The sequence below is a fragment of the Dryocola sp. LX212 genome (assembly GCA_041504365.1).
GTDB lineage: Bacteria > Pseudomonadota > Gammaproteobacteria > Enterobacterales > Enterobacteriaceae > Dryocola.
Genome location: CP167917.1, coordinates 752,409 through 773,536, shown reverse-complemented (window position 1 = coordinate 773,536; position 21,128 = coordinate 752,409). Strand labels below are relative to the sequence as shown.

The window sequence follows — 21,128 nt, the reverse complement described above, 5'->3', positions numbered from 1 at the left end:
TGCTGAATCGTTACGGATTAGGTTTACCTTTCCGGAAATGAATTTTGTTCACAAAAAAACCGCCTTTCGGCGGTTCGTTTGTCTCTGCAAAGTGGTAGCACACGATGCGGAGAAATGTTTTGTGGCAAACCTAATACGAAAACTATTTTGCCTCCTGAAATCATCAGGCGCAAGTTAAACTGTTCATTTTGTGCACACCTGCCAAAAAGTGGATGCAACTCTTTGCAAACATTAAAACGCCATATTCAAGCACACCGCTTTTATCTATATTCACCAGCGGCCTGCTTCGCTGGTGTAGCAGCCAGTCACCGGGTCCGGAAGCAGTTCATCCATCCTACGTGGAAAATCTAATACGCTTGCCTGGTTCTGCCTTTCCCGGTGAAGAAAGGATCGCCGTAGTTTTTACGGAAACACGCAATGGAAATGCGTCTGCTTTACGCGCTTATCCTTGTGTTGGGTTCGGTTATCGCGCTGAGTCAGGGTGGCTGGAATATTTCAGACATCACGATTCTGCTGGTGCTGAACCAGGGCAATTAAGCTACTGGCCGCCCGCAAGGGCGGCCTTTTAGCCAAAAAAAACGGCCCCGCAGGGCCGTTTCATCAAACTCGAAAAGTTACTTTTTCTTCGCTTTCGGGTTTGGCAGGTCGGTGATGCTACCTTCGAAGATCTCGGCGGCCAGACCCACTGACTCGTGCAGAGTCGGGTGCGCATGGATGGTGAGCGCGATGTCTTCTGCGTCACAACCCATTTCGATAGCCAGGCCAATCTCGCCTAACAGCTCACCGCCGTTAGTCCCGACAATTGCACCACCGATAACACGGTGAGTCTCTTTGTCGAAGATAAGCTTGGTCATACCGTCTGCGCAGTCGGAAGCGATAGCACGGCCAGAAGCAGCCCACGGGAAGGTGGCAGTTTCGTAGCTGATGCCTTTCTCTTTCGCTTCTTTCTCGGTCAGACCAACCCACGCAACTTCTGGTTCGGTATAAGCAATCGATGGGATCACTTTCGGGTCGAAGTAGTGCTTCATGCCAGCGATAACTTCTGCGGCAACGTGACCTTCGTGAACACCTTTGTGCGCCAGCATCGGCTGACCGACGATATCGCCGATTGCGTAGATGTGTGGCACGTTGGTGCGCATTTGCTTGTCGGTACGGATGAAGCCACGGTCGTCTACTTCAACCCCGGCAGCGCCCGCGTCCAGCAGCTTACCGTTAGGTACGCGGCCGATAGCAACCAGCACCGCATCATAACGCTGCGCTTCTGCCGGGGCTTTTTTGCCTTCCATAGAGACGTAGATACCGTCTTCTTTGGCCTCAACGGCGGTCACTTTGGTTTCCAGCATCAGGTTGAACTGCTTGCTGATACGCTTGGTGAACACCTTAACCACGTCTTTGTCGGCGGCAGGGATAACCTGGTCGAACATCTCAACCACGTCAATCTCTGAACCCAGCGCATGGTAAACGGTACCCATTTCCAGGCCGATGATCCCGCCGCCCATAACCAGCATGCGTTTTGGTACGGATTTCAGTTCCAGAGCGTCGGTGGAATCCCATACGCGCGGATCTTCATGCGGAATGAATGGCAGCTGAATCGGACGGGAACCCGCCGCGATAATCGCGTTATCAAAGTTGATGGTAGTCGGGCCGTTTTCGCCTTCGACAACCAGAGTGTTAGCGCCGGTAAATTTACCCAGACCGTTAACGACCTTAACTTTACGACCTTTCGCCATACCGGACAGGCCACCAGTCAACTGGTTGATAACCTTTTCTTTCCAGGTACGGATTTTATCGATGTCGGTTTTCGGCTCGCCGAAAACGATGCCGTGCTCGGCCAAAGCTTTCGCTTCTTCGATAACTTTAGCAACGTGCAGCAGAGCTTTAGAAGGGATACAGCCAACGTTCAGACAAACACCACCAAGGGTGCTGTAACGTTCAACAATGACGGTCTCCAGACCTAAATCAGCGCAACGGAATGCAGCGGAGTAACCAGCAGGACCAGCCCCAAGTACCACGACCTGAGTTTTGATTTCAGTACTCATCATGACCTCTTAATTTATTTCCGGCGGGTCTGACGTTATTTTTCTGATGTATCACAACGCCCATCATCCACCGGGACGTTCTATCCGCGTGCAGTTTACAAAATTGTTAACAATTTTGAAACAACAAACGGCAAACGTTTTGTCCTATGCAGCAGATAATCCCAAACAGCATCATGAGATTATCAGAAAAAAGCCGACCAGCAGGCCGGCTTTTTGGCTTACATCACCAGGCGACGAATATCTGCCAGGGTGTTGTTGATGATGGTAATAAAGCGCGCACCATCAGCACCGTCAATCACGCGGTGGTCGAAGGAGAGAGACATTGGCATCATCAGACGCGGCACGAACTCTTTACCGTTCCACACAGGCTCCATCGCGGACTTGGAGACACCGAGGATAGCCACTTCCGGCGCGTTAACGATTGGCGCGAAGTGAGTCGTCCCGATACCGCCCAGGCTTGAGATAGTGAAGCAGCCGCCCTGCATTTCGCCAGCGGTCAGCTTACCGTCACGGGCTTTCTTGGAGATAGCCATCAGTTCACGGGACAGCTCGGTGATGCTCTTCTTGTTCACATCTTTGAACACCGGAACCACCAGGCCGTTTGGCGTATCAACCGCCACGCCGACGTTGATGTATTTCTTCAGCGTCAGCTTCTGGCCGTCTTCGGACAGGGAGCTGTTAAAGCGAGGCATCTGCTCAAGTGCAGTTGCAACCGCCTTCATGATGAACACCACAGGAGTGAACTTCACGTCCAGCTTACGCTTAGCCGCTTCTTCGTTCTGCTGCTTACGGAACGCTTCCAGATCGGTGATGTCGGTTTTGTCGAAGTGGGTAACGTGCGGGATCATCACCCAGTTACGGCTCAGGTTGGCACCAGAAATTTTCTGGATGCGGCCCATTTCCACTTCTTCGATTTCACCAAACTTGCTGAAGTCGACTTTCGGCCATGGCAGCATGCCTGGCAGACCGCCGCCCGTCGCTGCCGGAGCAGTTTCAGCGCGTTTAACAGCGTCTTTCACGTAAGCCTGAACGTCTTCGCGCAGGATACGGCCTTTACGGCCAGTGCCCTTCACTTTCGCCAGATTCACACCGAACTCGCGCGCCAGGCGGCGAATCAGCGGAGTCGCGTGGACGTAAGCGTCGTTTTCAGCGAATTCAGTTTTGCCGGAAGCCGCAGCTGATGCAGCCGCTGGTTTTTCAGCTTTTGCCGCAGGAGCCGGAGCTGCCGCTTCTTGCTTAGCCGCCGGAGCTGGCGCTGCGCCTTCAACTTCGAAGACCATGATCGGGGAGCCGGTAGACACTTTGTCACCGGTGCTGATTTTGATCTCTTTAACCACGCCCGCAAACGGAGCCGGCACTTCCATAGAAGCTTTGTCACCTTCAACGGTGATCAACGACTGTTCAGCGGCAACTTTGTCGCCCACTTTCACCATCACTTCGGTGACTTCTACTTCGTCGCCGCCGATATCGGGCACGTTCACTTCTTTCGAGCCGGATGCCGCTGGCGCTGCTGCTGCCGGAGCGGCTTCAGCTTTAGATTCTGTTGCAGCAGGTGCAGCACCCGCCACTTCGAAGACCATAATCAGGGAGCCGGTAGACACTTTGTCGCCGGTATTGATTTTGATCTCTTTCACAACGCCTGCGAACGGCGCCGGGACTTCCATAGAAGCTTTGTCACCTTCAACGGTGATCAGAGACTGCTCTGCTTCTACTTTGTCGCCAACTTTAACCATGATCTCGGTAACTTCTACTTCGTCACCGCCGATATCAGGTACGTTCACTTCTTTTGCTGCCGCAGCTGCAGGAGCAACTGCTGGCGCTGCTTCTTTCTTCTCTTCTGCCTGAGCAGGTGCAGCGGCTGCTGCACCTTCGGCGGAATCGAAAATCATGATCAGTTTGCCAGTTTCGGTTTTGTCGCCAACGGAGACTTTAATCTCTTTAACGACGCCAGCCTGCGGTGACGGAACTTCCATAGAGGCTTTGTCGCCTTCTACGGTGATCAGCGACTGTTCAGCTTCAACTTTGTCGCCCACTTTGACCAGGATCTCGGTGATTTCAACTTCATCAGCCCCGATGTCCGGTACGTTGATTTCGATAGCCATTATCTTCTTTACCTCTTACGCCAGACGCGGGTTAACTTTATCTGCATCGATATTGAATTTAGTGATGGCTTCCGCTACCACTTTCTTATCGATTTCGCCACGTTTAGCCAGCTCGCCCAGCGCGGCAACAACCACGTAGGATGAGTCAACTTCGAAGTGGTGACGCAGGTTTTCGCGGCTGTCTGAACGACCGAAGCCATCAGTGCCCAGTACGCGGTAGTCGCTTGCCGGGATGAAGTTACGGATCTGCTCAGCGAACAGTTTCATATAGTCAGTAGATGCCACCGCAGGCGCATCACTCAGAACCTGAGCAACGTACGGTACGCGTGGTTCTTCAGTTGGGTGCAGCATGTTCCAGCGCTCACAGTCCTGACCGTCACGGGCCAGTTCGGTGAAGGAGGTGACGCTGAATACGTCAGAGCCTACGCCGTAGTCTTTAGCCAGGATCTGCGCTGCTTCACGTACGTGACGCAGGATAGAACCAGAGCCCATCAGCTGAACTTTACCTTTGCTACCTTCAACGGTTTCCAGTTTGTAGATACCTTTACGGATACCTTCTTCCGCACCCTGCGGCATCGCAGGCATGTGGTAGTTTTCATTGAGGGTCGTGATGTAGTAGTAAATGTTCTCTTGCGCTTCACCGTACATACGCTCCAGACCGTCATGCATGATGACAGCCACTTCGTAAGCGTAAGAAGGATCGTAAGAGATACAGTTCGGGATAGTCAGAGATTGAATATGGCTGTGGCCATCTTCGTGCTGCAGACCTTCACCGTTCAGCGTGGTACGACCGGAAGTGCCGCCTACCAGGAAGCCACGTGCCTGCTGGTCACCTGCTGCCCAGCACAGGTCGCCGATACGCTGGAAACCGAACATGGAGTAGTAGATATAGAACGGAATCATCGGCAGGTTGTTGGTGCTGTAAGAGGTCGCAGCAGCCAGCCAGGAAGAACCTGCGCCCAGCTCGTTAATACCTTCCTGCAGGATCTGACCTTTCTCGTCTTCTTTGTAGTAAGCAACCTGCTCACGGTCCTGCGGGGTGTACTGCTGGCCGTTCGGGCTGTAAATACCAATCTGACGGAACAGACCTTCCATACCGAAGGTACGCGCTTCATCGGCGATGATTGGAACCAGACGATCTTTGATAGACGGGTTCTTCAGCATCACGTTCAAAGCACGAACGAAAGCGATAGTGGTGGAGATCTCTTTATTCTGCTCTTCGAGCAGTTGGCTGAAATCTTCAAGCTTAGGTAGCTCAAGTTTCTCGGTGAACTTAGGCATACGAGACGGCAGGTAGCCGTTCAGCTTTTCACGCTGGCCGTGCAGGTATTTGTATTCTTCGCTGCCTTCTTCGAACTTAACGTACGGCAGTTTTTCGATGTCGGCATCAGCCACAGGCACATTGAAACGATCGCGGACATAGCGCACGCCGTCCATGTTCATTTTCTTAACCTGGTGAGCGATGTTTTTCCCTTCAGCGGTGTCACCCATGCCATACCCTTTGATGGTATGAGCCAGGATCACGGTTGCTTTGCCTTTGGTTTCCTGCGCTTTTTTCAGTGCAGCGTAGACTTTCTTCGGATCGTGGCCACCGCGGTTCAGCGCCCAGATCTGCTCGTCAGTCCAGTCAGCAACCAGTGCGGCAGTCTCAGGATATTTACCGAAGAAGTGCTCACGCACGTAAGCGCCGTTCTTGGATTTGAAGGTCTGATAATCGCCGTCAACGGTTTCGTTCATCAGCTGAATCAGTTTACCGCTGGTATCTTTACGCAGCAGCTCGTCCCAGCGGGAACCCCACATGACTTTGATAACGTTCCAGCCGGCGCCCGCGAAGATACCTTCCAGTTCGTTAATGATTTTGCCGTTGCCGGTGACCGGGCCATCAAGACGCTGCAGGTTGCAGTTGATGATGAAGCACAGGTTGTCCAGCTTTTCACGGGTAGCGATAGTGATGGCGCCTTTAGATTCTGGCTCATCCATCTCGCCATCGCCCAGGAACGCGTAAACGCGCTGAGCGGAGGTGTCTTTCAGACCACGGTGTTCCAGGTATTTCTGGAATTTAGCCTGGTAAATCGCACCGATTGGACCCAGACCCATAGAGACGGTCGGGAACTGCCAGAACTCAGGCATCAGTTTCGGGTGCGGGTAAGAAGACAGGCCGTTGCCGTGGACTTCCTGACGGAAGTTGTTCATCTGCTCTTCAGTAAGACGACCTTCCAGGAAGGCACGCGCGTACACGCCCGGAGAGATGTGGCCCTGGAAGTACACCAGATCGCCGCCGTCTTTTTCTGTGCGAGCACGGAAGAAGTGGTTGAAGCACACATCATAGACAGTTGCGGAAGACTGGAAAGATGCCATGTGACCGCCCAGCTCGAGGTCTTTTTTAGACGCACGCAGCACGGTCATGATGGCATTCCAGCGGATAGCAGAACGAATACGACGCTCCAGCTCCAGATTGCCCGGGTATTCCGGTTCATCTTCAACGGCAATAGTGTTTACGTAGTTGGCTGCACCTGTGCCAGCTGCCACTTTAACGCCGCCTTTGCGGGCTTCGGACAGTAGCTGGTCGATGAGATACTGAGCACGCTCAACACCTTCTTCACGGATGACCGATTCGATCGCCTGTTGCCAGTCGCGAGTTTCGATCGGATCCACGTCATTTGGGAAACGTTCTGACATGGGTGGTATTCCTTATCTGTGTCTAATACGTTGATTATCTGGAACCTGTCCCATTGTGCTTTCCCTGAAAAGCACAATAAGACAGGTTCTGCGTTTAGTTGCCGCGCTCTAAGATTGGCGCTTGAGAGCCCAAAATCTGGCTCTTATTCCTTACGTTGCTGAAGGCGGCGCAGAGAACGTTCACGACGGCTCTCCTCACGGCTGCGATCCAGCAATATTTCCTCAATAAACGCCAGGTGACGGTGCGACGCTTCACGCGCCTGCTCCGGCTGACGAGCCATAATCGCCGCAAAAATGCTGGCGCGATGGCTGCTCACTTGCGCCAGCATTTCACGGCGCGCGTAGAGCAATTCAAAATTCTGACGAACGTTTTGTTCGAGCATAGGCGACATGCAGCGCAACAAGTGTAGTAGCACAACGTTGTGTGCGGCTTCAGTTACTGCAATTTGGTACTGCATAACGGCATCGGATTCGGCGTCTAAATCGCCTGATTCCTGGGCCTGCTGAATCGCTAAGTGGCAGTCGCCGATACGCTTGAGGTCTTCGTCCGTCCCACGCAGTGCGGCGTAGTAAGCGGCGATCCCTTCGAGGGCATGGCGGGTTTCAAGCAGGTCAAACTGGGATTCGGGATGGTCAGAAAGCAGTTCTACAAGCGGGTCGCTTAAGCTCTGCCAGAGGCTGTTTTGGACAAAAGTGCCACCGCCCTGACGACGAAGCAGAAGTCCTTTCGCCTCGAGACGCTGGATAGCCTCGCGCAGGGAAGGACGAGAAACGTCAAACTGCTTTGCCAGTTCACGTTCGGGTGGAAGTTTTTCGCCGGGACGCAAGGTGCCCTCAAGGATGAGAAACTCCAACTGCTGCTCAATCACATCGGATAATTTTGGTTGGCGGATTTTGCTGTAGGCCATTCTTCCCTATCTCTGCCATTTAGCCCAGAGTCAATTGGTATGACCAATTTCACATTCGTGACGCTAAAGTAACAAAGTATTCACCTTCTGTCCATCCTGGTTTTGATTGAAATCATTAAAGCGGACACATTTTAACAACATTCCAGAACCGCCGTTTCATACCTGTAACTTTGCACAAATTTTATGTTCACCACGGCGGACGCTATTTAACGTTCCGTAAACGACAAAACTTGCGTTTTTTTGCAGACTGAACCGATTCAATAGCTAAAAAGATGAATATAAATTCAAAAAAAACCACTTATATTCCATAAATAATGGACAGGTGCACTAAGACGCAGACCTCACGCTGCTCTCTTTTTATCCAACCGGTTGCGACAGCTATAGAAAGCAGGTGCAAACACCGCCACTTACCACTATTCTTGGCGCTGCGGTACCCCCTTACTAAAAATATTGAAATTAACAACCGTAAAATAAAGACTACACCTTACGGAACCACAAAATTACACACGCCGTTACGAGCGTATAAGAACAACCACAATCACGAGGTTTATCGATGGATGGTCATCAGCAGGGCGGCGACACGCTAAAGCGCGGCCTTAAAAACCGCCATATTCAGCTCATCGCGTTAGGTGGAGCAATCGGCACAGGCCTGTTTCTGGGCAGCGCATCCGTCATCCAGTCGGCGGGTCCGGGGATTATTCTCGGCTACGCAATCGCAGGATTTATCGCGTTTTTAATTATGCGCCAGCTCGGCGAAATGGTCGTAGAAGAGCCCGTAGCCGGTTCATTCAGCCATTTTGCCTATAAATACTGGGGCGGATTTGCGGGCTTTGCTTCCGGCTGGAACTACTGGGTGCTTTACGTGCTGGTAGCTATGGCTGAGCTGACCGCTGTGGGCAAATACGTGCAGTTCTGGTGGCCTGAAATTCCAACCTGGGCTTCCGCTGCCGCCTTCTTTGTGCTGATCAACGCCATCAACCTCACCAACGTCAAAGTGTTTGGCGAAATGGAGTTCTGGTTTGCAATCATCAAGGTTGTTGCCGTTGTAGCAATGATTCTCTTCGGCGGCTGGCTGCTGTTCAGCGATACCGCTGGACCACAGGCAACAGTGCGCAATTTGTGGGAACAGGGCGGGTTCTTGCCCCACGGCATGACGGGGCTGGTCATGATGATGGCCATTATAATGTTCTCGTTTGGCGGCCTGGAGCTGGTTGGTATTACCGCTGCCGAAGCCGACAACCCTGAGGTCAGCATTCCAAAAGCTACTAACCAGGTTATCTACCGTATCCTGATTTTCTATGTTGGCTCGCTGGCCGTACTGCTGTCCCTGATGCCGTGGACTCGCGTAACCGCAGATACCAGCCCGTTCGTTCTTATCTTCCATGAGTTGGGCGATTCGTTCGTAGCCAACGCGCTGAACATCGTCATTCTGACGGCGGCGCTGTCCGTTTATAACAGCTGCGTCTACTGCAACAGCCGCATGCTGTTCGGCCTGGCACAGCAGGGCAACGCCCCGAAAGCGCTGCTAAAAGTTGACCGCCGCGGCGTACCGGTAACGACGATTCTGGTTTCTGCCATCGCAACCGCCCTGTGCGTGCTGATTAACTATCTGATGCCGGGCGAAGCCTTCGGCCTACTGATGGCGCTGGTGGTTTCCGCGCTGGTGATCAACTGGGCCATGATTAGCCTCGCGCACATCAAGTTCCGCCGTAAGAAAGATCAGCAGGGTGTGAAAACGCGTTTTCCTGCCCTCTTCTATCCGTTGGGGAACTGGGTTTGCCTGATATTCATGGCCGCGATTCTGGTGATTATGGCGATTACGCCGGGGATGGCGATTTCAGTCTGGCTGATCCCGGTTTGGGTACTGATCCTGGCCATCGGCTACTGGATTAAAACTCAACAAAGCCGTAAATCCGTAAGAGCCTGATTTTCAGGCAGTGAAAAGCGCCCGGTCAGTCCGGGCGCTTTGTTATCTGCTTCACACTTTCCCCTTCATGACACGATTGTCCATCCCTTTGACGGTTTCCTGCCGCGCATTTCTGAAGCTTCGGCACAATAATCTTGTCCATATCAAGTTCTGGAGTGGTAGCGATGGAAAACAGTAAATTATCTGTCCGTGAAAAAATCGGCTACGGGATGGGCGATGCCGGATGCAACATGATTGGCGGCGCCATCATGCTGTTTCTTAATTATTTTTATACTGATGTATTTGGGCTGGCCCCGGCGCTGGTCGGCGTGCTGCTGTTATCCGTGCGGGTGATTGATGCCGTAACCGACCCGATTATGGGAGCTATCGCCGATCGTACTACTTCGCGCTGGGGGAGATTTCGTCCCTGGCTGCTGTGGATTTCCCTGCCGTACGTTCTGTTTAGCGTCCTGATGTTCACCACGCCAGAGTGGAGCTACGATAGCAAGGTTGTCTATGCCTTTGTGACCTATTTCCTTATGTCGCTCACCTATACCGCCATCAACATTCCTTACTGCTCGCTGGGCGGTGTGATAACAGCCGATCCGCATGAACGCGTGGCCTGCCAGTCATACCGCTTCTTTATGGTAGGTATTGCGACGCTGATTCTCTCCTCCACCCTGTTGCCGATGGCGGACTGGTTTGGGGGCGCGGATAAGGCCAAAGGGTATCAAATGTCGATGGGCGTGATGGCGATCATCGCTCTCTTCATGTTCCTGTTCTGCTTCGCCACGGTGAAAGAACGTATTAAGCCAGCCATTCCGTCGAAACATGCTCTGAAGGCCGATCTAAAAGATGTTTGGAAAAACGATCAGTGGGTGCGGATCCTCCTGTTAACCTTCTGCAACGTGTGTCCCGGCTTTATTCGTATGGCCGCCACCATGTACTACGTAACATGGGTGATGGAAAAATCCACCTCGTTTGCGAGTATGTTTATCAGCCTTGGCGTGGTCGGCATGATGATTGGTAGTGCGCTTGCAAAACCGCTTACCGATAAATACTGCAAACTCAAAGTGTTCTTCTGGACCAACATCATCCTGACCCTTTTCTCCTGCGGCTTCTATTTCCTTGACCCGCATGCCACGACGCTGATTCTGGTCGCCTATTTCATACTGAACATCCTGCACCAGCTTCCTTCCCCGCTTCACTGGTCACTGATGGCCGACGTAGATGATTACGGTGAGTGGAAAACCGGCAAACGCATCACCGGGATCAGCTTTTCCGGCAACCTGTTCTTCCTTAAATGCGGCCTGGCCGTGGCGGGCGCGATGGTTGGCTTCCTGCTCTCCTGGTATGGTTATGATGCGAGCTTAAAACAACAGGGGCCGGAAGCGCTTAACGGCATCGTGATGCTGTTTACTATTATCCCCGGCGTGGGCTATCTCATCACTGCGGGCGTGGTCCGCCTGCTGAAAGTCGATCGTGAATTAATGAAACAAATTCAGCTGGATCTGGAAAAACGCCGCATCAGCTACCGCGAGCTAAACGATCGCCCGGAGATCCACCCAACTGAAAACCTGAGGAACGTGTAATGAGTAACTGGGCAAATCCTTTTATCGAACAGCGGGCCGATCCGTTTATTCTGCTCCATGACGGCTGGTACTACTTTATTGCTTCGGTACCTGAATACGATCGGCTGGAGATCCGCCGGGCCTCGTCGCTGGAAGCCCTGCCGCAGTCAAACCCGGTGGTGGTATGGCGTAAACATGAAAACGGGCCGATGAGCGAGCTCATCTGGGCACCTGAGCTGCACGTCATCGAAGGCAAGTGGTACATCTATTTCGCGGCAGCCCACACCAAAGCGTTCGATTCTTTGGGGATGTTCCAGCACCGCATGTTTGCGCTGGAATGCGCGGATGCGGACCCGCTGACGGGAAAATGGATTGAGAAGGGCCAGGTAAAAACCCATTTCGACACCTTCTGTCTGGACGCGACGACATTTAACCATCAGGGCAGGCAGTGGTATTTGTGGGCGCAAAAATCCCCGCACATACCGGGCAACTCTAATATTTATCTCGCCGAAATGGACACGCCGTGGTCAATAAAAGGCGAGCCGGTCATGCTGAGTAAACCAGAGCAGGAGTGGGAATGTCGGGGATTTTTGGTTAATGAAGGTCCAGCGGTTATCACGCACGGGGAGAGGCTATTTGTGAGCTATTCCGCCAGCGCCACCGATGAGAACTACTGTATCGGGCTGCTGTGGATTGATATGGCGGCGGACCCCACAAAAGCGGAGAACTGGCACAAATCCCCGCAGCCGGTATTCACCACCAGCTACGAAAACAAGCAGTACGGCCCGGGCCACAATAGTTTTACCAGAACGAAAGACGGTGAGGACGTGCTGGTTTATCACGCAAGAAACTACACGGAAATCGAGGGCGACCCGCTATACGACCCGAATCGCCATACACGCCTGAAAATCATTAGCTGGAATGATGATGGTGTGCCCGTATTTGGCATACCGCCTGCCGACAGTCACTGAATAAAATCATACGACCTCTCTTAAACGAGAGTCCCGTATATTGTCAGCAGAGCCACTACAACCACCACCACGAGCGACGCTTTCTTAGCCATAGAAACCGCCGCTTTTGGCGTTTTGACCTTGTCCAGATGGGGCTCACGAGCCAGCGAATACTGCGCCAGCTGCGTCAGAACCTGATACTGCTGGGTATGGCGGTCCGCAAGAGAAGCAAACCATGCAGGCAGCGCTTTCTCGCCGTGCCCAATCAGTGCGTAGACTACCCCCACCAAACGCACCGGCACCCAGTCAAGCACGTGCAATATCACATCGATGCCAGAAAGCAGACGCTGGTGCGGCGTATGGTGCCGGGCAAGCCATGTTTGCCCGGCGCGCAAAAACGCGTAACCCGCAAGCGTAACCGGCCCCCACACGCCGCCGACGACAAACCAGAACAGCGGTGCAAGGTAATAGCGAAAGTTAATCCACAGCAGGCCGTTTTGTAACTCTTTCAGATACTCGCGTTCGTCACACTCAGGAGGAATGCCGTGAATCAGCGTAAGCTCCCCGGCCATTTTTTCTCTGGCGGGGAGATCGTCATGGCCCGCAGCTTTCAGATACTCATGATAATGCATACGAACCGGGCCTGCGCCGATGCACAGGACACCCAGAGCAATCCAGAACACCAGCAGCGGCACGTTAAAGAACAGCCCCTGCAGGCCCCGAATACACAGGTACACAACCAGCATGCAGAGTGCCGTCATCAGCAGCGTGCGGAACAGCGAAAAGTGCTTCATGCGTCCGAATACCACCTCCAGGCGATGATCCAACTGCCAGTGCTGCCCCATCTTGAACAACCGTTCCCAGATAATGACCAGCAAAAGGGTAAACAGCGTCATCTCATTTCCTTATTCGCCTTAATTTCTACCGACTGGCGAAAACGCGGCCAATCAAAAGAGGGGCCCGGATCGGTTTTTCGTACGGGCGCGATATCGCAGTGGCCTGTCATGTTATCCACCATGGCGGGATAAGAGACGATTAATAGACGGGTAAGCGCAGCAAGCTGCTGATATTGCTCGTCAGTGTAGAGGATGGTATCCGTTCCCTCCAGCTCAATGCCGATGGAAAAATCATTACAGCGTTCGCGTCCCTGATAAACCGAGACTCCCGCATGCCAGGCTCGTTTATCAAACGGAACATACTGCACAATCTCACCGTCGCGGCGAATCAGGCAATGCGCGGAGACGCGCAAATGTGAGATATCGGCAAAATACGGATGTGCGTCAGGATCCAGCGTGCCGGTAAACAGCGCATCAATCCATGGACCACCAAATTCACCCGGTGGCAAACTGATGTTATGCACCACCAGCAGCGAAGGGGATTCATCCTCTGGTCGGCAATCAAAATGGGGGGAAGGGACATGCTTCACGTCCACCAGCCAGCCGTCTAAAAGCTGCATGCGGGGTTCTCCTTTGAGTGGTACTCGACGTCGCATCAGAGTAGCATGTTTCGACCTTAACTTTGCCATTTCGGAGTTTTTATGCCGCCCCGCCGTTATAACCCAGACCGCCGACGTGACGAGCTTCTCGACCGTATAAGCCTTGATATCCCACAGGCCGTTTCCTTCGCCCTGCGCGAAGACCTGGGCGGTGACGTTGACCCCAATAAAGACATTACCGCTCAGCTGCTGCCCGAAGGCCACTTATCCCATGCGGTGGTCATCACCCGCGAAGATGGCATCTTCTGCGGCAAGCGCTGGGTTGAAGAAGTCTTTATCCAGCTCGGCGGCGACGTAACGGTGAAATGGCATGTAAAAGACGGGCAAAAAGTGACGGCAAACCAGCCGCTGTTCGAGCTGGATGGGCCATCGCGCGTGCTGCTTACCGGCGAACGTACCGCGCTGAACTTCGTGCAGACGTTGTCCGGGGTAGCGAGCGAAGTCAGCACTTACGTTGACCTGCTGGAAGGGACGAATACCCAACTGCTGGATACCCGCAAAACCCTACCGGGCCTGCGCACCGCCCTGAAATACGCCGTACTCTGCGGTGGCGGCAGCAACCATCGCCTGGGCCTGTCGGACGCCTTCCTGATTAAAGAGAACCACATCATCTCTTCGGGTTCGATTCGCCAGGCCGTAGAAAAAGCGTTCTGGCTGCATCCCGACGTGCCGGTTGAAGTTGAAGTCGAGTCGCTTGACGAGCTGGAGCAGGCCTTAAAAGCCGGGGCCGATATCATCATGCTGGACAACTTCGACGTTGAGCAAATGCGCCGGGCCGTCGCGCTGACCGCGGGTAAAGCCCGGCTGGAAGTCTCCGGCAACGTCACGAAAGAAACTATTCGTGAGTTCGCCCAGACCGGGGTTGATTTTATCTCCGTTGGTGCGCTCACCAAGCATGTCCGTGCCCTCGACCTTTCCATGCGTTTCCGCTAATGCTTTTCCTTCAGATGGGCCATCTGGCCCGTCTGAACCTCTCGTTTTGCGTAACGCCTCGCACAGTATCTGTCAGTTTCTGCAACTCATGAAAAAAGGCTGGAAGGCCTCTTCCTGAAGTCCCTTTTGCTTCTCGCCAGAGGAGATCACCATTGGCAAAGTGTCATTTCTTTCACAAGGAGCGACATATGCAAAAACAGCAGGGATTTACCCTCATCGAACTGATGGTTGTCATTGGCATCATTGCCATTCTTAGCGCCATCGGCATACCTGCCTACCAGAACTACCTTCGCAAAGCGGCGCTCACCGATATGCTGCAAACCTTCCTCCCTTATCGAACGGCGGTAGAGCTTTGCGCCATCGACCGGGGAAGCGTCACGCCGTGTAATGCAGGCAGCAACAGCATTCCAGCCGTCAGGTCAACGCGTTATGTCAGCAGCCTGACGGTTAATCAGGGCGTGATCGCTTTGAACGGACAGGAAACCCTCAATGGCCTCTCCGTCACGCTGACGCCCGTCTGGTCAAATGCCGAAGGCGTAAAAAGCTGGACCCGCGCCTGCTCCGTGGCGGACGACGGCTCGTTAAAACAAGCCTGTGAAGAAGTCTTCCGTTTTGACAACGAGCCAGCGCCAGCAGGGGAATAACCATGCAGACCAGCCCGCAGATCCTCGCTTTATGCTCGCAGTTCAACGCTGTACTGCTGGCCGAAGAGGAGACTCGCCTGAGGATTGCAGCCGCGCCGAATCCTCCGGCACAGATGTTTGAGGCGCTCCGCTTTGTCAGCGACAAGCATATTGAACTTGAGGTCTGGCCTATGGAGCGGCTGGAGAAGGCCATGCACCTTGCCGCAAGGGTACAACCCGAGGCATCGCCGGAAGGTGGCCTGTCGGTTGTAACCTTACTGAACGAGACGTTGCAAAAGGCCATCTCGCTGCGCGCCTCTGACATTCATTTTGAACCCACGGAGCAGCATTACCGGATCCGTCTGCGTATCGATGGCGTGTTGCAGTTACAGCCTGCTCTGCCCATCCACCTCTCTGCTGCCTTTACGGCCAGGCTTAAGGTGCTCGGTAATCTTGATATTGCTGAACGCCGCCTGCCGCAGGACGGGCAAATGGACATGGACATCGGAGGCAGTAAAGCCTCCTTCCGTATCTCAACCCTTCCGGTTCGCTATGGGGAAAAGGTCGTCCTGCGACTTCTCCAGCAAACCGAACAGCCGCTGGATATTTGTGCGCTGGGCATGTCGTCTCGCGACACAAAACTGTTCCAGTCGGCGCTGGCCTGGCCGCAGGGCATGATCCTGGTGACCGGCCCAACGGGCAGCGGCAAAACAATTACCCTCTACAGCGCTCTCAATGCGTTAAACCAAACAGGTACCAACGTTTGCAGCGTTGAGGATCCAGTAGAGATTCCACTGCCAGGACTCAACCAGACTCAGGTCAATATTAAAGCCGGGCTGAATTTTCAGAACGTGCTTCGCGCCCTACTGCGTCAGGATCCCGATGTCATTATGATTGGGGAGATACGCGATGGCGACACGGCAGAAATAGCGATCAAGGCAGCCCAGACGGGACACCTTGTTCTCTCAACGCTGCATACAAACTCGACAATCGAAACGGTGATTCGCCTTGAACAGATGGGTATCGCCCGCTGGCTGCTGGCCTCCGCACTTAATCTGGTGATTGCCCAGCGTCTGGTGCGCAAACTTTGTCCCTACTGTAAAAGAAGTGGGACACATAAAAACATCCTACCGCCGGGCAGCTGGCCCAATCCTCTTCCAGAATTGCAAGCCGTAGGCTGCGAGCGTTGTTATGGCGGATTTTATGGCCGTACCGCCCTGTTCGAAATCCTGCAGATAGATAACGCGCTGCGTATCGCTATTGCCAGTGGAGCGCCACTGAGCGAACTTGAAAATATCGCCCGCCAGCAGGGCATGGTCAGCCTTTTTGAAAGCGGCTGCCTGGCCGTGTCGCAGGAGCAGACAACCCTGGAAGAGGTCTACCGCGTGCTGGGGGTATCCCATGGCTAAAGTGGTTATCTGGCACTGGAAAGCCGTCGATCAACACGGACAGCTTCAGAAGGGCGCAACGCTTGCAGAGGATCGGGCCGGGCTGGTAATGCAACTGCTGGAACAACAGTTGCAGGTAGTTAGCTTACATAAAAGTGACCACGCGCGACGCGGTTGCTGGCATATCCAGCAGAAAATCCAGCTCTTTCGGCAGCTTGCTACGCTTCTCCAGGCGGGTATCTCGCTTGCCGATGGGCTGGCGCTAATGGCAAACCAGCATCCTTACAGCGAGTGGCGAGTGTTGCTGCAGCGAATTGGGCAGCAGGTCTCTCAGGGAATGTCATTCTCTGATTCACTTCGCCAGTGGCCTGGGATATTTCCTCCACTGTTTATCGCCCTGGTCCATATCGGTGAGCTAACGGGCAGGCTCGATGAATGCACCCGTCGCCTGGCAGAGCAACAGGAGCAGCTTTATCAGCTGCATAAAAAAGTGATGAAAGCATTGCGCTATCCGCTCTTTATTATGGCTGTGGCAATAGCGGTGACGGCGGGCATGATGGGATTTGTACTTCCCGAGTTTGCAACAATATATCGTTCGTTTAACGCACCTCTGCCCGCCATCACGCTCGGGGTAATGGCGATGTCAGAATGGGTGATATCACAGGGTGCATGGTGGCTTGCGGGACTGATACTTCTGGTAACATCCTGGGGGATCCTGCGCCAGCAAAAACCTCACTGGCAGGAGCAAGAGCAAAAGCTATTGCTCAGGCTCCCTCTGGTTGCGCCTTTGTGGCGGGGCCAAATGCTCAGCCAAATCTATACGACGCTTACCCTTTCTCAGCAGGCAGGTATTCCACTCCTCCAGGGACTGGCGGCTGTGGAACAGACCATTCCTGCGATTTTCTGGAAAAACGTAATGAATCAGCTTGGTCGCCACGTCGCGCAGGGCATGCCCTTCTGGCAATTAGTAAGTTCAGCCGGATGCTTTTCCCCCCTGTGCGCACAAATGATACGCATCGGAGAAGAGTCAGGCGCGCTGGATTTAATGCTGGAGAAGCTGGCTATCTGGCACCATGGTCAGACGCAGGAGCTTGCCGACAATCTGGCTGCGGCCCTTGAGCCCGTCATGATGATAGTCATTGGGTTAATTATCGGCACGCTTGTCATCGCTATGTATTTGCCGATATTTCAACTGGGGGATGCAATGAACGGAGGATAATGGCGCAGCGGGCGCTGCGCCATACTTAACTTACAGACTGTTAAATACGCGGTTTTCTTGTTCCGCAACGCGGATAAAGGTGGTGCGTTTAGTCAGCTCTTTCAGACGAGATGCGCCAACATAGGTACAGGCTGAACGCAGGCCGCCCATAATGTCACGTGCCGTGTTTTCAACTGGGCCACGCAGCGGCAGCTTAACAGTTTTACCTTCAGCCGCACGGTACTGCGCAACGCCACCAACGTGACGGGTCATAGCGGACTCAGAGCTCATGCCATAGAACAGCATAAATTTCTCACCGTTCTCCTCAACCACGGTACCGCCGCTTTCTTCGTGGCCAGCCAGCATACCGCCGAGCATCACGAAATCTGCGCCGCCACCGAAGGCTTTTGCCACGTCGCCCGGGACGGTACAACCACCGTCACTGACGATTTGGCCGCCGAGGCCGTGCGCCGCATCCGCACACTCAATGACTGCAGAAAGCTGAGGATAACCGACGCCGGTTTTCACGCGCGTCGTACAGACGGAACCTGGACCGATGCCAACTTTAACGATATCTGCGCCGGAGAGAATCAGCTCTTCACACATCTCGCCTGTCACAACGTTACCCGCGCAGATGGTTTTGTCTGGCCATGCTTCACGCGCTTTGCTGACGAACTGGGTAAAATGCTCAGAGTAGCCGTTAGCCACATCGATACAGATAAAGGTAAGGCCAGGATGCAGCGCCAGAATCTGTTTAGTTTTATTGAAATCGGCTTCAGACGTCCCGGTAGACACCATCACGTGGCGCAGAATATTTTCAGGGACGGATTTAACGAAGCTGCTCCACTGCTCGACGGAGTAGTGCTTGTGTACAGCAGTAAGGATATCGAAGGAGGCCAGCGCTTGCGCCATGCCGAAAGTACCCACAGTATCCATGTTTGCCGCAATAATCGGCACACCAGACCATGCAATACCGGAATGTTTGAAAGTAAACTGGCGCTCAAGTTCTACATCGGAGCGGCTTTTCAACGTGGAACGTTTCGGGCGAATCAGAACGTCTTTAAAACCTAACTTCAAATCTTCTTCAATACGCATGTTGCGGATTCCTGGTAATGGCGATGGACGCGGGAACGTTATCGGCGGTACAACTGCCAACTCCAGTGACGCTATCATACGCACTAATAATGGCTTCGCAAGACTGCGAAAACAGTCTTTTTTACGCTACAATCGTTAAAATTTACCCGTGAAAGAGCAAAAGGATGCCTGGGGAGTCTGAATTTTCATTCATGCATTTTTTTTGCTTTACTCTATCCGGTCATAAAATTTCATATCTTATTGATTAAAAATAGATTTAAGGTCCTGCACATATGGTTTATACGGTGGCATTAACAGGTGGAATAGGCAGCGGAAAAACGACCGTCGCCAATAGTTTTTCACACCTGGGTATCGCCGTAATAGACGCTGACGTCATCGCCCGTCAGGTTGTTGAACCTGGGCAGCCTGCGCTGAGTGAAATTTCAGCACATTTTGGTCACGATATATTACTGCCGGACGGCTCACTTAATCGCCGACTGCTGCGCGAGAAAATCTTTGCTGACGCGCAGGAAAAGCAGTGGATTAATGCCCTTTTACATCCGCTTATCCACCAGCGTACTCAAACAGAACTTCGTAACGCCCGTTCGCCCTATGCGCTATGGGTGGTGCCGCTATTGGTCGAAAATCACCTCCAGCATAAAGCGGACCGTGTGCTGGTGGTAGATGTATCGCCAGAAATACAAATCGCGCGAACCACAGGCCGCGATAAGGTTAGCCGCCAGCATGCCGAGCAGATCATTGCCGCACAGGCAACCCGTGAACAGCGCCTGGCCGTTGCCGATGATGTGATTAATAACGACGGCTCTCCCCATGAGGTTGCCGTACACGTTGACCGTTTGCACCGCCATTACCTGAAGCTGGCGAGTCAGGCCGCACAACTGGACAAAAATAATGCCCACTCAGATCCTTTATGAGCACCCCCTGAATGAAAAAATGCGCACCTGGCTGCGCATTGAATTTCTGATCCAGCAGTTCGAAACTGCTTTGCCCATCACCGACTCTGCCAGCGCCCTGCATTTTTTCCGCAGTATCGGCGAACTGCTTGACGTGTTCGAGCGAGGTGAGATCCGTACCGACATTCTGAAAGAGCTTGAGCGCCAGCAGCGCAAGCTGCTGAACTGGGCAGAGGTACCGGGCGTCGATATGCAGCTTATAGATTCCATGCGCAGCCAGCTGAAAGAACGCGGCAGCATGTTAATGTCAGCGCCGCGCATCGGGCAGTACTTGCGTGAAGACCGCCTTATCGCCCTTGTCCGTCAGCGTCTCAGCATCCCCGGCGGCTGCTGTAGCTTCGACCTACCTACGCTGCATCTCTGGCTGCATCTGCCACAGGCTAAGCGCGACGAGCAAATAGAGCTCTGGCGTAACAGCCTGCAACCGATTAAGAGCTCGCTGGACTTACTGCTTGATATCATTCGTAATTCCGCACCGCTGCGTAAACAGACCAGCCTTAGTGGCTTCTACCAGGACAACGGTGATGACGCCGATCTGCTGCGATTGCGCATGGAACTGGTGGATCAGGTTTACCCGCAGATCTCAGGCCATAAGAGCCGTTTTGCGATCCGTTTTCTGCCGCTGGATAGCGAGCATGGAATTATTCCCGAGCGTCTGGATTTTGATCTGGCGTGCTGTTAAGGAGGCGTAATGTCTGAACAAACCGTTGTAAATTGCCCGGGCTGCGGCCGAGCCGTGATCTGGAACGAAACCAGCCCTTACCGTCCATTCTGCAGCAAGCGCTGCCAGCTGATTGATTTAGGCGAATGGGCTGCAGAAGAAAAACGCATCCCCAGCAGCAGCGACCTTTCCGATAGCGACGGCTGGAGTGAAGAACAGCAGCCTTAAGGCTGCTGAAGTTTTTTAACGACGGGTTCGTTGGCGGGAGGGAATTCGCTGGCGACCAGTTTATTCACCGCAATCCATTGCCCATGCTGGCCTTCTCTGCCCCAGGGCTCACCCTGCCATTTGTCTACCATAAAGAACCACAGGGTGATATTCAGCTCTTCCTTTTCCCAGATAATGGTTTCATAGTGCGAGAAGCTCGTGGCTGTGATGCCAATTTCCTCTTCCAGCTCCCTGACCAGCGCCTGCTCGGGCGTTTCATCGGCTTCAATTTTTCCACCCGGGAATTCCAGTTTATTCGCCATATGCACATCGGCGGGACGTCGCGTGATAAAAACTTCACCCTGAGGATTGCGAATAATCCCGGCGGCAATTTTCAACTGTTTCATTTTTGTTCAGATG

General features: G+C 53.3%; 18 protein-coding genes. 10 read left to right on the top strand and 8 right to left on the bottom strand.

Features of this window, described 5'->3' with window-relative positions; all coding sequences use genetic code 11:
• Window positions 1-614: 614 nt before the first annotated feature.
• The 4 genes from lpdA to pdhR all read right to left on the bottom strand — a co-directional run bounded on the left by lpdA (window position 615) and on the right by pdhR (window position 7,728).
• Complete coding sequence (lpdA, locus tag ACA108_03705; GenBank protein XEX98009.1) at window positions 615-2,039, bottom strand: dihydrolipoyl dehydrogenase; 1,425 nt, start codon at window positions 2,037-2,039, stop codon at window positions 615-617.
• Window positions 2,040-2,257: 218 nt separating this feature from the next.
• Window positions 2,258-4,141 (bottom strand): pyruvate dehydrogenase complex dihydrolipoyllysine-residue acetyltransferase, encoded by a 1,884-nt coding sequence (gene aceF / locus ACA108_03700; protein XEX96663.1) that lies wholly within the window; start codon window positions 4,139-4,141, stop codon window positions 2,258-2,260.
• Window positions 4,142-4,156: 15 nt separating this feature from the next.
• Window positions 4,157-6,820, bottom strand: coding sequence for a pyruvate dehydrogenase (acetyl-transferring), homodimeric type (gene aceE / locus ACA108_03695; GenBank protein ID XEX96662.1), 2,664 nt, complete (start codon window positions 6,818-6,820; stop codon window positions 4,157-4,159).
• A gap of 143 nt (window positions 6,821-6,963) precedes the next feature.
• Entirely contained in the window at window positions 6,964-7,728 is a 765-nt protein-coding gene (gene pdhR / locus ACA108_03690; GenBank protein XEX96661.1) for a pyruvate dehydrogenase complex transcriptional repressor PdhR, read from the bottom strand.
• A gap of 553 nt (window positions 7,729-8,281) precedes the next feature.
• On the opposite strand from pdhR, the gene aroP reads away from it, so the two are divergent.
• The 3 genes from aroP to ACA108_03675 all read left to right on the top strand — a co-directional run bounded on the left by aroP (window position 8,282) and on the right by ACA108_03675 (window position 12,176).
• Window positions 8,282-9,655: an aromatic amino acid transporter AroP gene (gene aroP, locus ACA108_03685; GenBank protein XEX96660.1), complete on the top strand. Its 1,374-nt coding sequence runs from the start codon at window positions 8,282-8,284 to the stop codon at window positions 9,653-9,655.
• 164 nt (window positions 9,656-9,819) lie between these two features.
• Window positions 9,820-11,226, top strand: coding sequence for a glycoside-pentoside-hexuronide (GPH):cation symporter (locus ACA108_03680; GenBank protein ID XEX96659.1), 1,407 nt, complete (start codon window positions 9,820-9,822; stop codon window positions 11,224-11,226).
• Entirely contained in the window at window positions 11,226-12,176 is a 951-nt protein-coding gene (locus ACA108_03675) for a family 43 glycosylhydrolase (protein XEX96658.1), read from the top strand. The genes ACA108_03680 and ACA108_03675 overlap by 1 nt, the downstream gene beginning before the upstream one ends.
• A 20-nt stretch (window positions 12,177-12,196) precedes the next feature.
• Here ACA108_03675 and ampE read toward each other — a convergent pair whose 3' ends face one another.
• Together ampE and ampD are read right to left on the bottom strand one after the other, a co-directional pair.
• Window positions 12,197-13,051: a beta-lactamase regulator AmpE gene (gene ampE / locus ACA108_03670; protein ID XEX96657.1), complete on the bottom strand. Its 855-nt coding sequence runs from the start codon at window positions 13,049-13,051 to the stop codon at window positions 12,197-12,199.
• Window positions 13,048-13,611 (bottom strand): 1,6-anhydro-N-acetylmuramyl-L-alanine amidase AmpD, encoded by a 564-nt coding sequence (ampD, locus tag ACA108_03665; protein ID XEX96656.1) that lies wholly within the window; start codon window positions 13,609-13,611, stop codon window positions 13,048-13,050. The genes ampE and ampD overlap by 4 nt, the downstream gene beginning before the upstream one ends.
• An 81-nt stretch (window positions 13,612-13,692) precedes the next feature.
• On the opposite strand from ampD, the gene nadC reads away from it, so the two are divergent.
• The 4 genes from nadC (at window position 13,693) to hofC (ending at window position 17,813) form a co-directional block, all read left to right on the top strand.
• A complete protein-coding gene (gene nadC, locus ACA108_03660) occupies window positions 13,693-14,583 on the top strand; it encodes a carboxylating nicotinate-nucleotide diphosphorylase (GenBank protein XEX96655.1) in 891 nt (296 codons plus the stop codon).
• A 188-nt stretch (window positions 14,584-14,771) separates the two neighbouring features.
• Window positions 14,772-15,227 carry a prepilin peptidase-dependent pilin gene (gene ppdD, locus ACA108_03655; protein XEX96654.1) on the top strand — a complete coding sequence of 152 codons (456 nt, stop codon included), beginning with the start codon at window positions 14,772-14,774 and terminating at the stop codon, window positions 15,225-15,227.
• Window positions 15,228-15,229: 2 nt separating this feature from the next.
• Window positions 15,230-16,615, top strand: a complete 1,386-nt coding sequence (gspE, locus tag ACA108_03650) for a type II secretion system protein GspE (GenBank protein XEX96653.1) — start codon at window positions 15,230-15,232, stop codon at window positions 16,613-16,615.
• On the top strand, window positions 16,608-17,813 hold the full coding sequence (gene hofC / locus ACA108_03645) for a protein transport protein HofC (GenBank protein XEX96652.1): 1,206 nt from the start codon (window positions 16,608-16,610) through the stop codon (window positions 17,811-17,813). The genes gspE and hofC overlap by 8 nt, the downstream gene beginning before the upstream one ends.
• Before the next feature lie 30 nt (window positions 17,814-17,843).
• Here the strand turns inward: hofC and ACA108_03640 are convergent, their stop codons facing one another.
• Complete coding sequence (locus tag ACA108_03640) at window positions 17,844-18,887, bottom strand: GMP reductase (protein XEX96651.1); 1,044 nt, start codon at window positions 18,885-18,887, stop codon at window positions 17,844-17,846.
• Window positions 18,888-19,159: 272 nt separating this feature from the next.
• Here ACA108_03640 and coaE point away from each other — a divergent pair, with 272 nt between their 5' ends.
• The 3 genes from coaE to yacG are packed head-to-tail and all read left to right on the top strand — an operon-like array spanning window position 19,160 to window position 20,729.
• Window positions 19,160-19,801, top strand: coding sequence for a dephospho-CoA kinase (gene coaE, locus ACA108_03635; GenBank protein XEX96650.1), 642 nt, complete (start codon window positions 19,160-19,162; stop codon window positions 19,799-19,801).
• The gene (gene zapD, locus ACA108_03630) at window positions 19,779-20,522 is read left to right on the top strand and encodes a cell division protein ZapD (protein XEX96649.1); all 744 of its coding nucleotides are present in this window, start codon (window positions 19,779-19,781) and stop codon (window positions 20,520-20,522) included. Before coaE ends, zapD begins: the two co-directional genes overlap by 23 nt.
• A gap of 9 nt (window positions 20,523-20,531) precedes the next feature.
• Window positions 20,532-20,729: a DNA gyrase inhibitor YacG gene (gene yacG / locus ACA108_03625; GenBank protein XEX96648.1), complete on the top strand. Its 198-nt coding sequence runs from the start codon at window positions 20,532-20,534 to the stop codon at window positions 20,727-20,729.
• Here yacG and mutT read toward each other — a convergent pair.
• Window positions 20,726-21,115: an 8-oxo-dGTP diphosphatase MutT gene (gene mutT, locus ACA108_03620; protein ID XEX96647.1), complete on the bottom strand. Its 390-nt coding sequence runs from the start codon at window positions 21,113-21,115 to the stop codon at window positions 20,726-20,728. The two genes, yacG and mutT, sit on opposite strands and share 4 nt — an antisense overlap.
• Window positions 21,116-21,128: the final 13 nt, after the last annotated feature.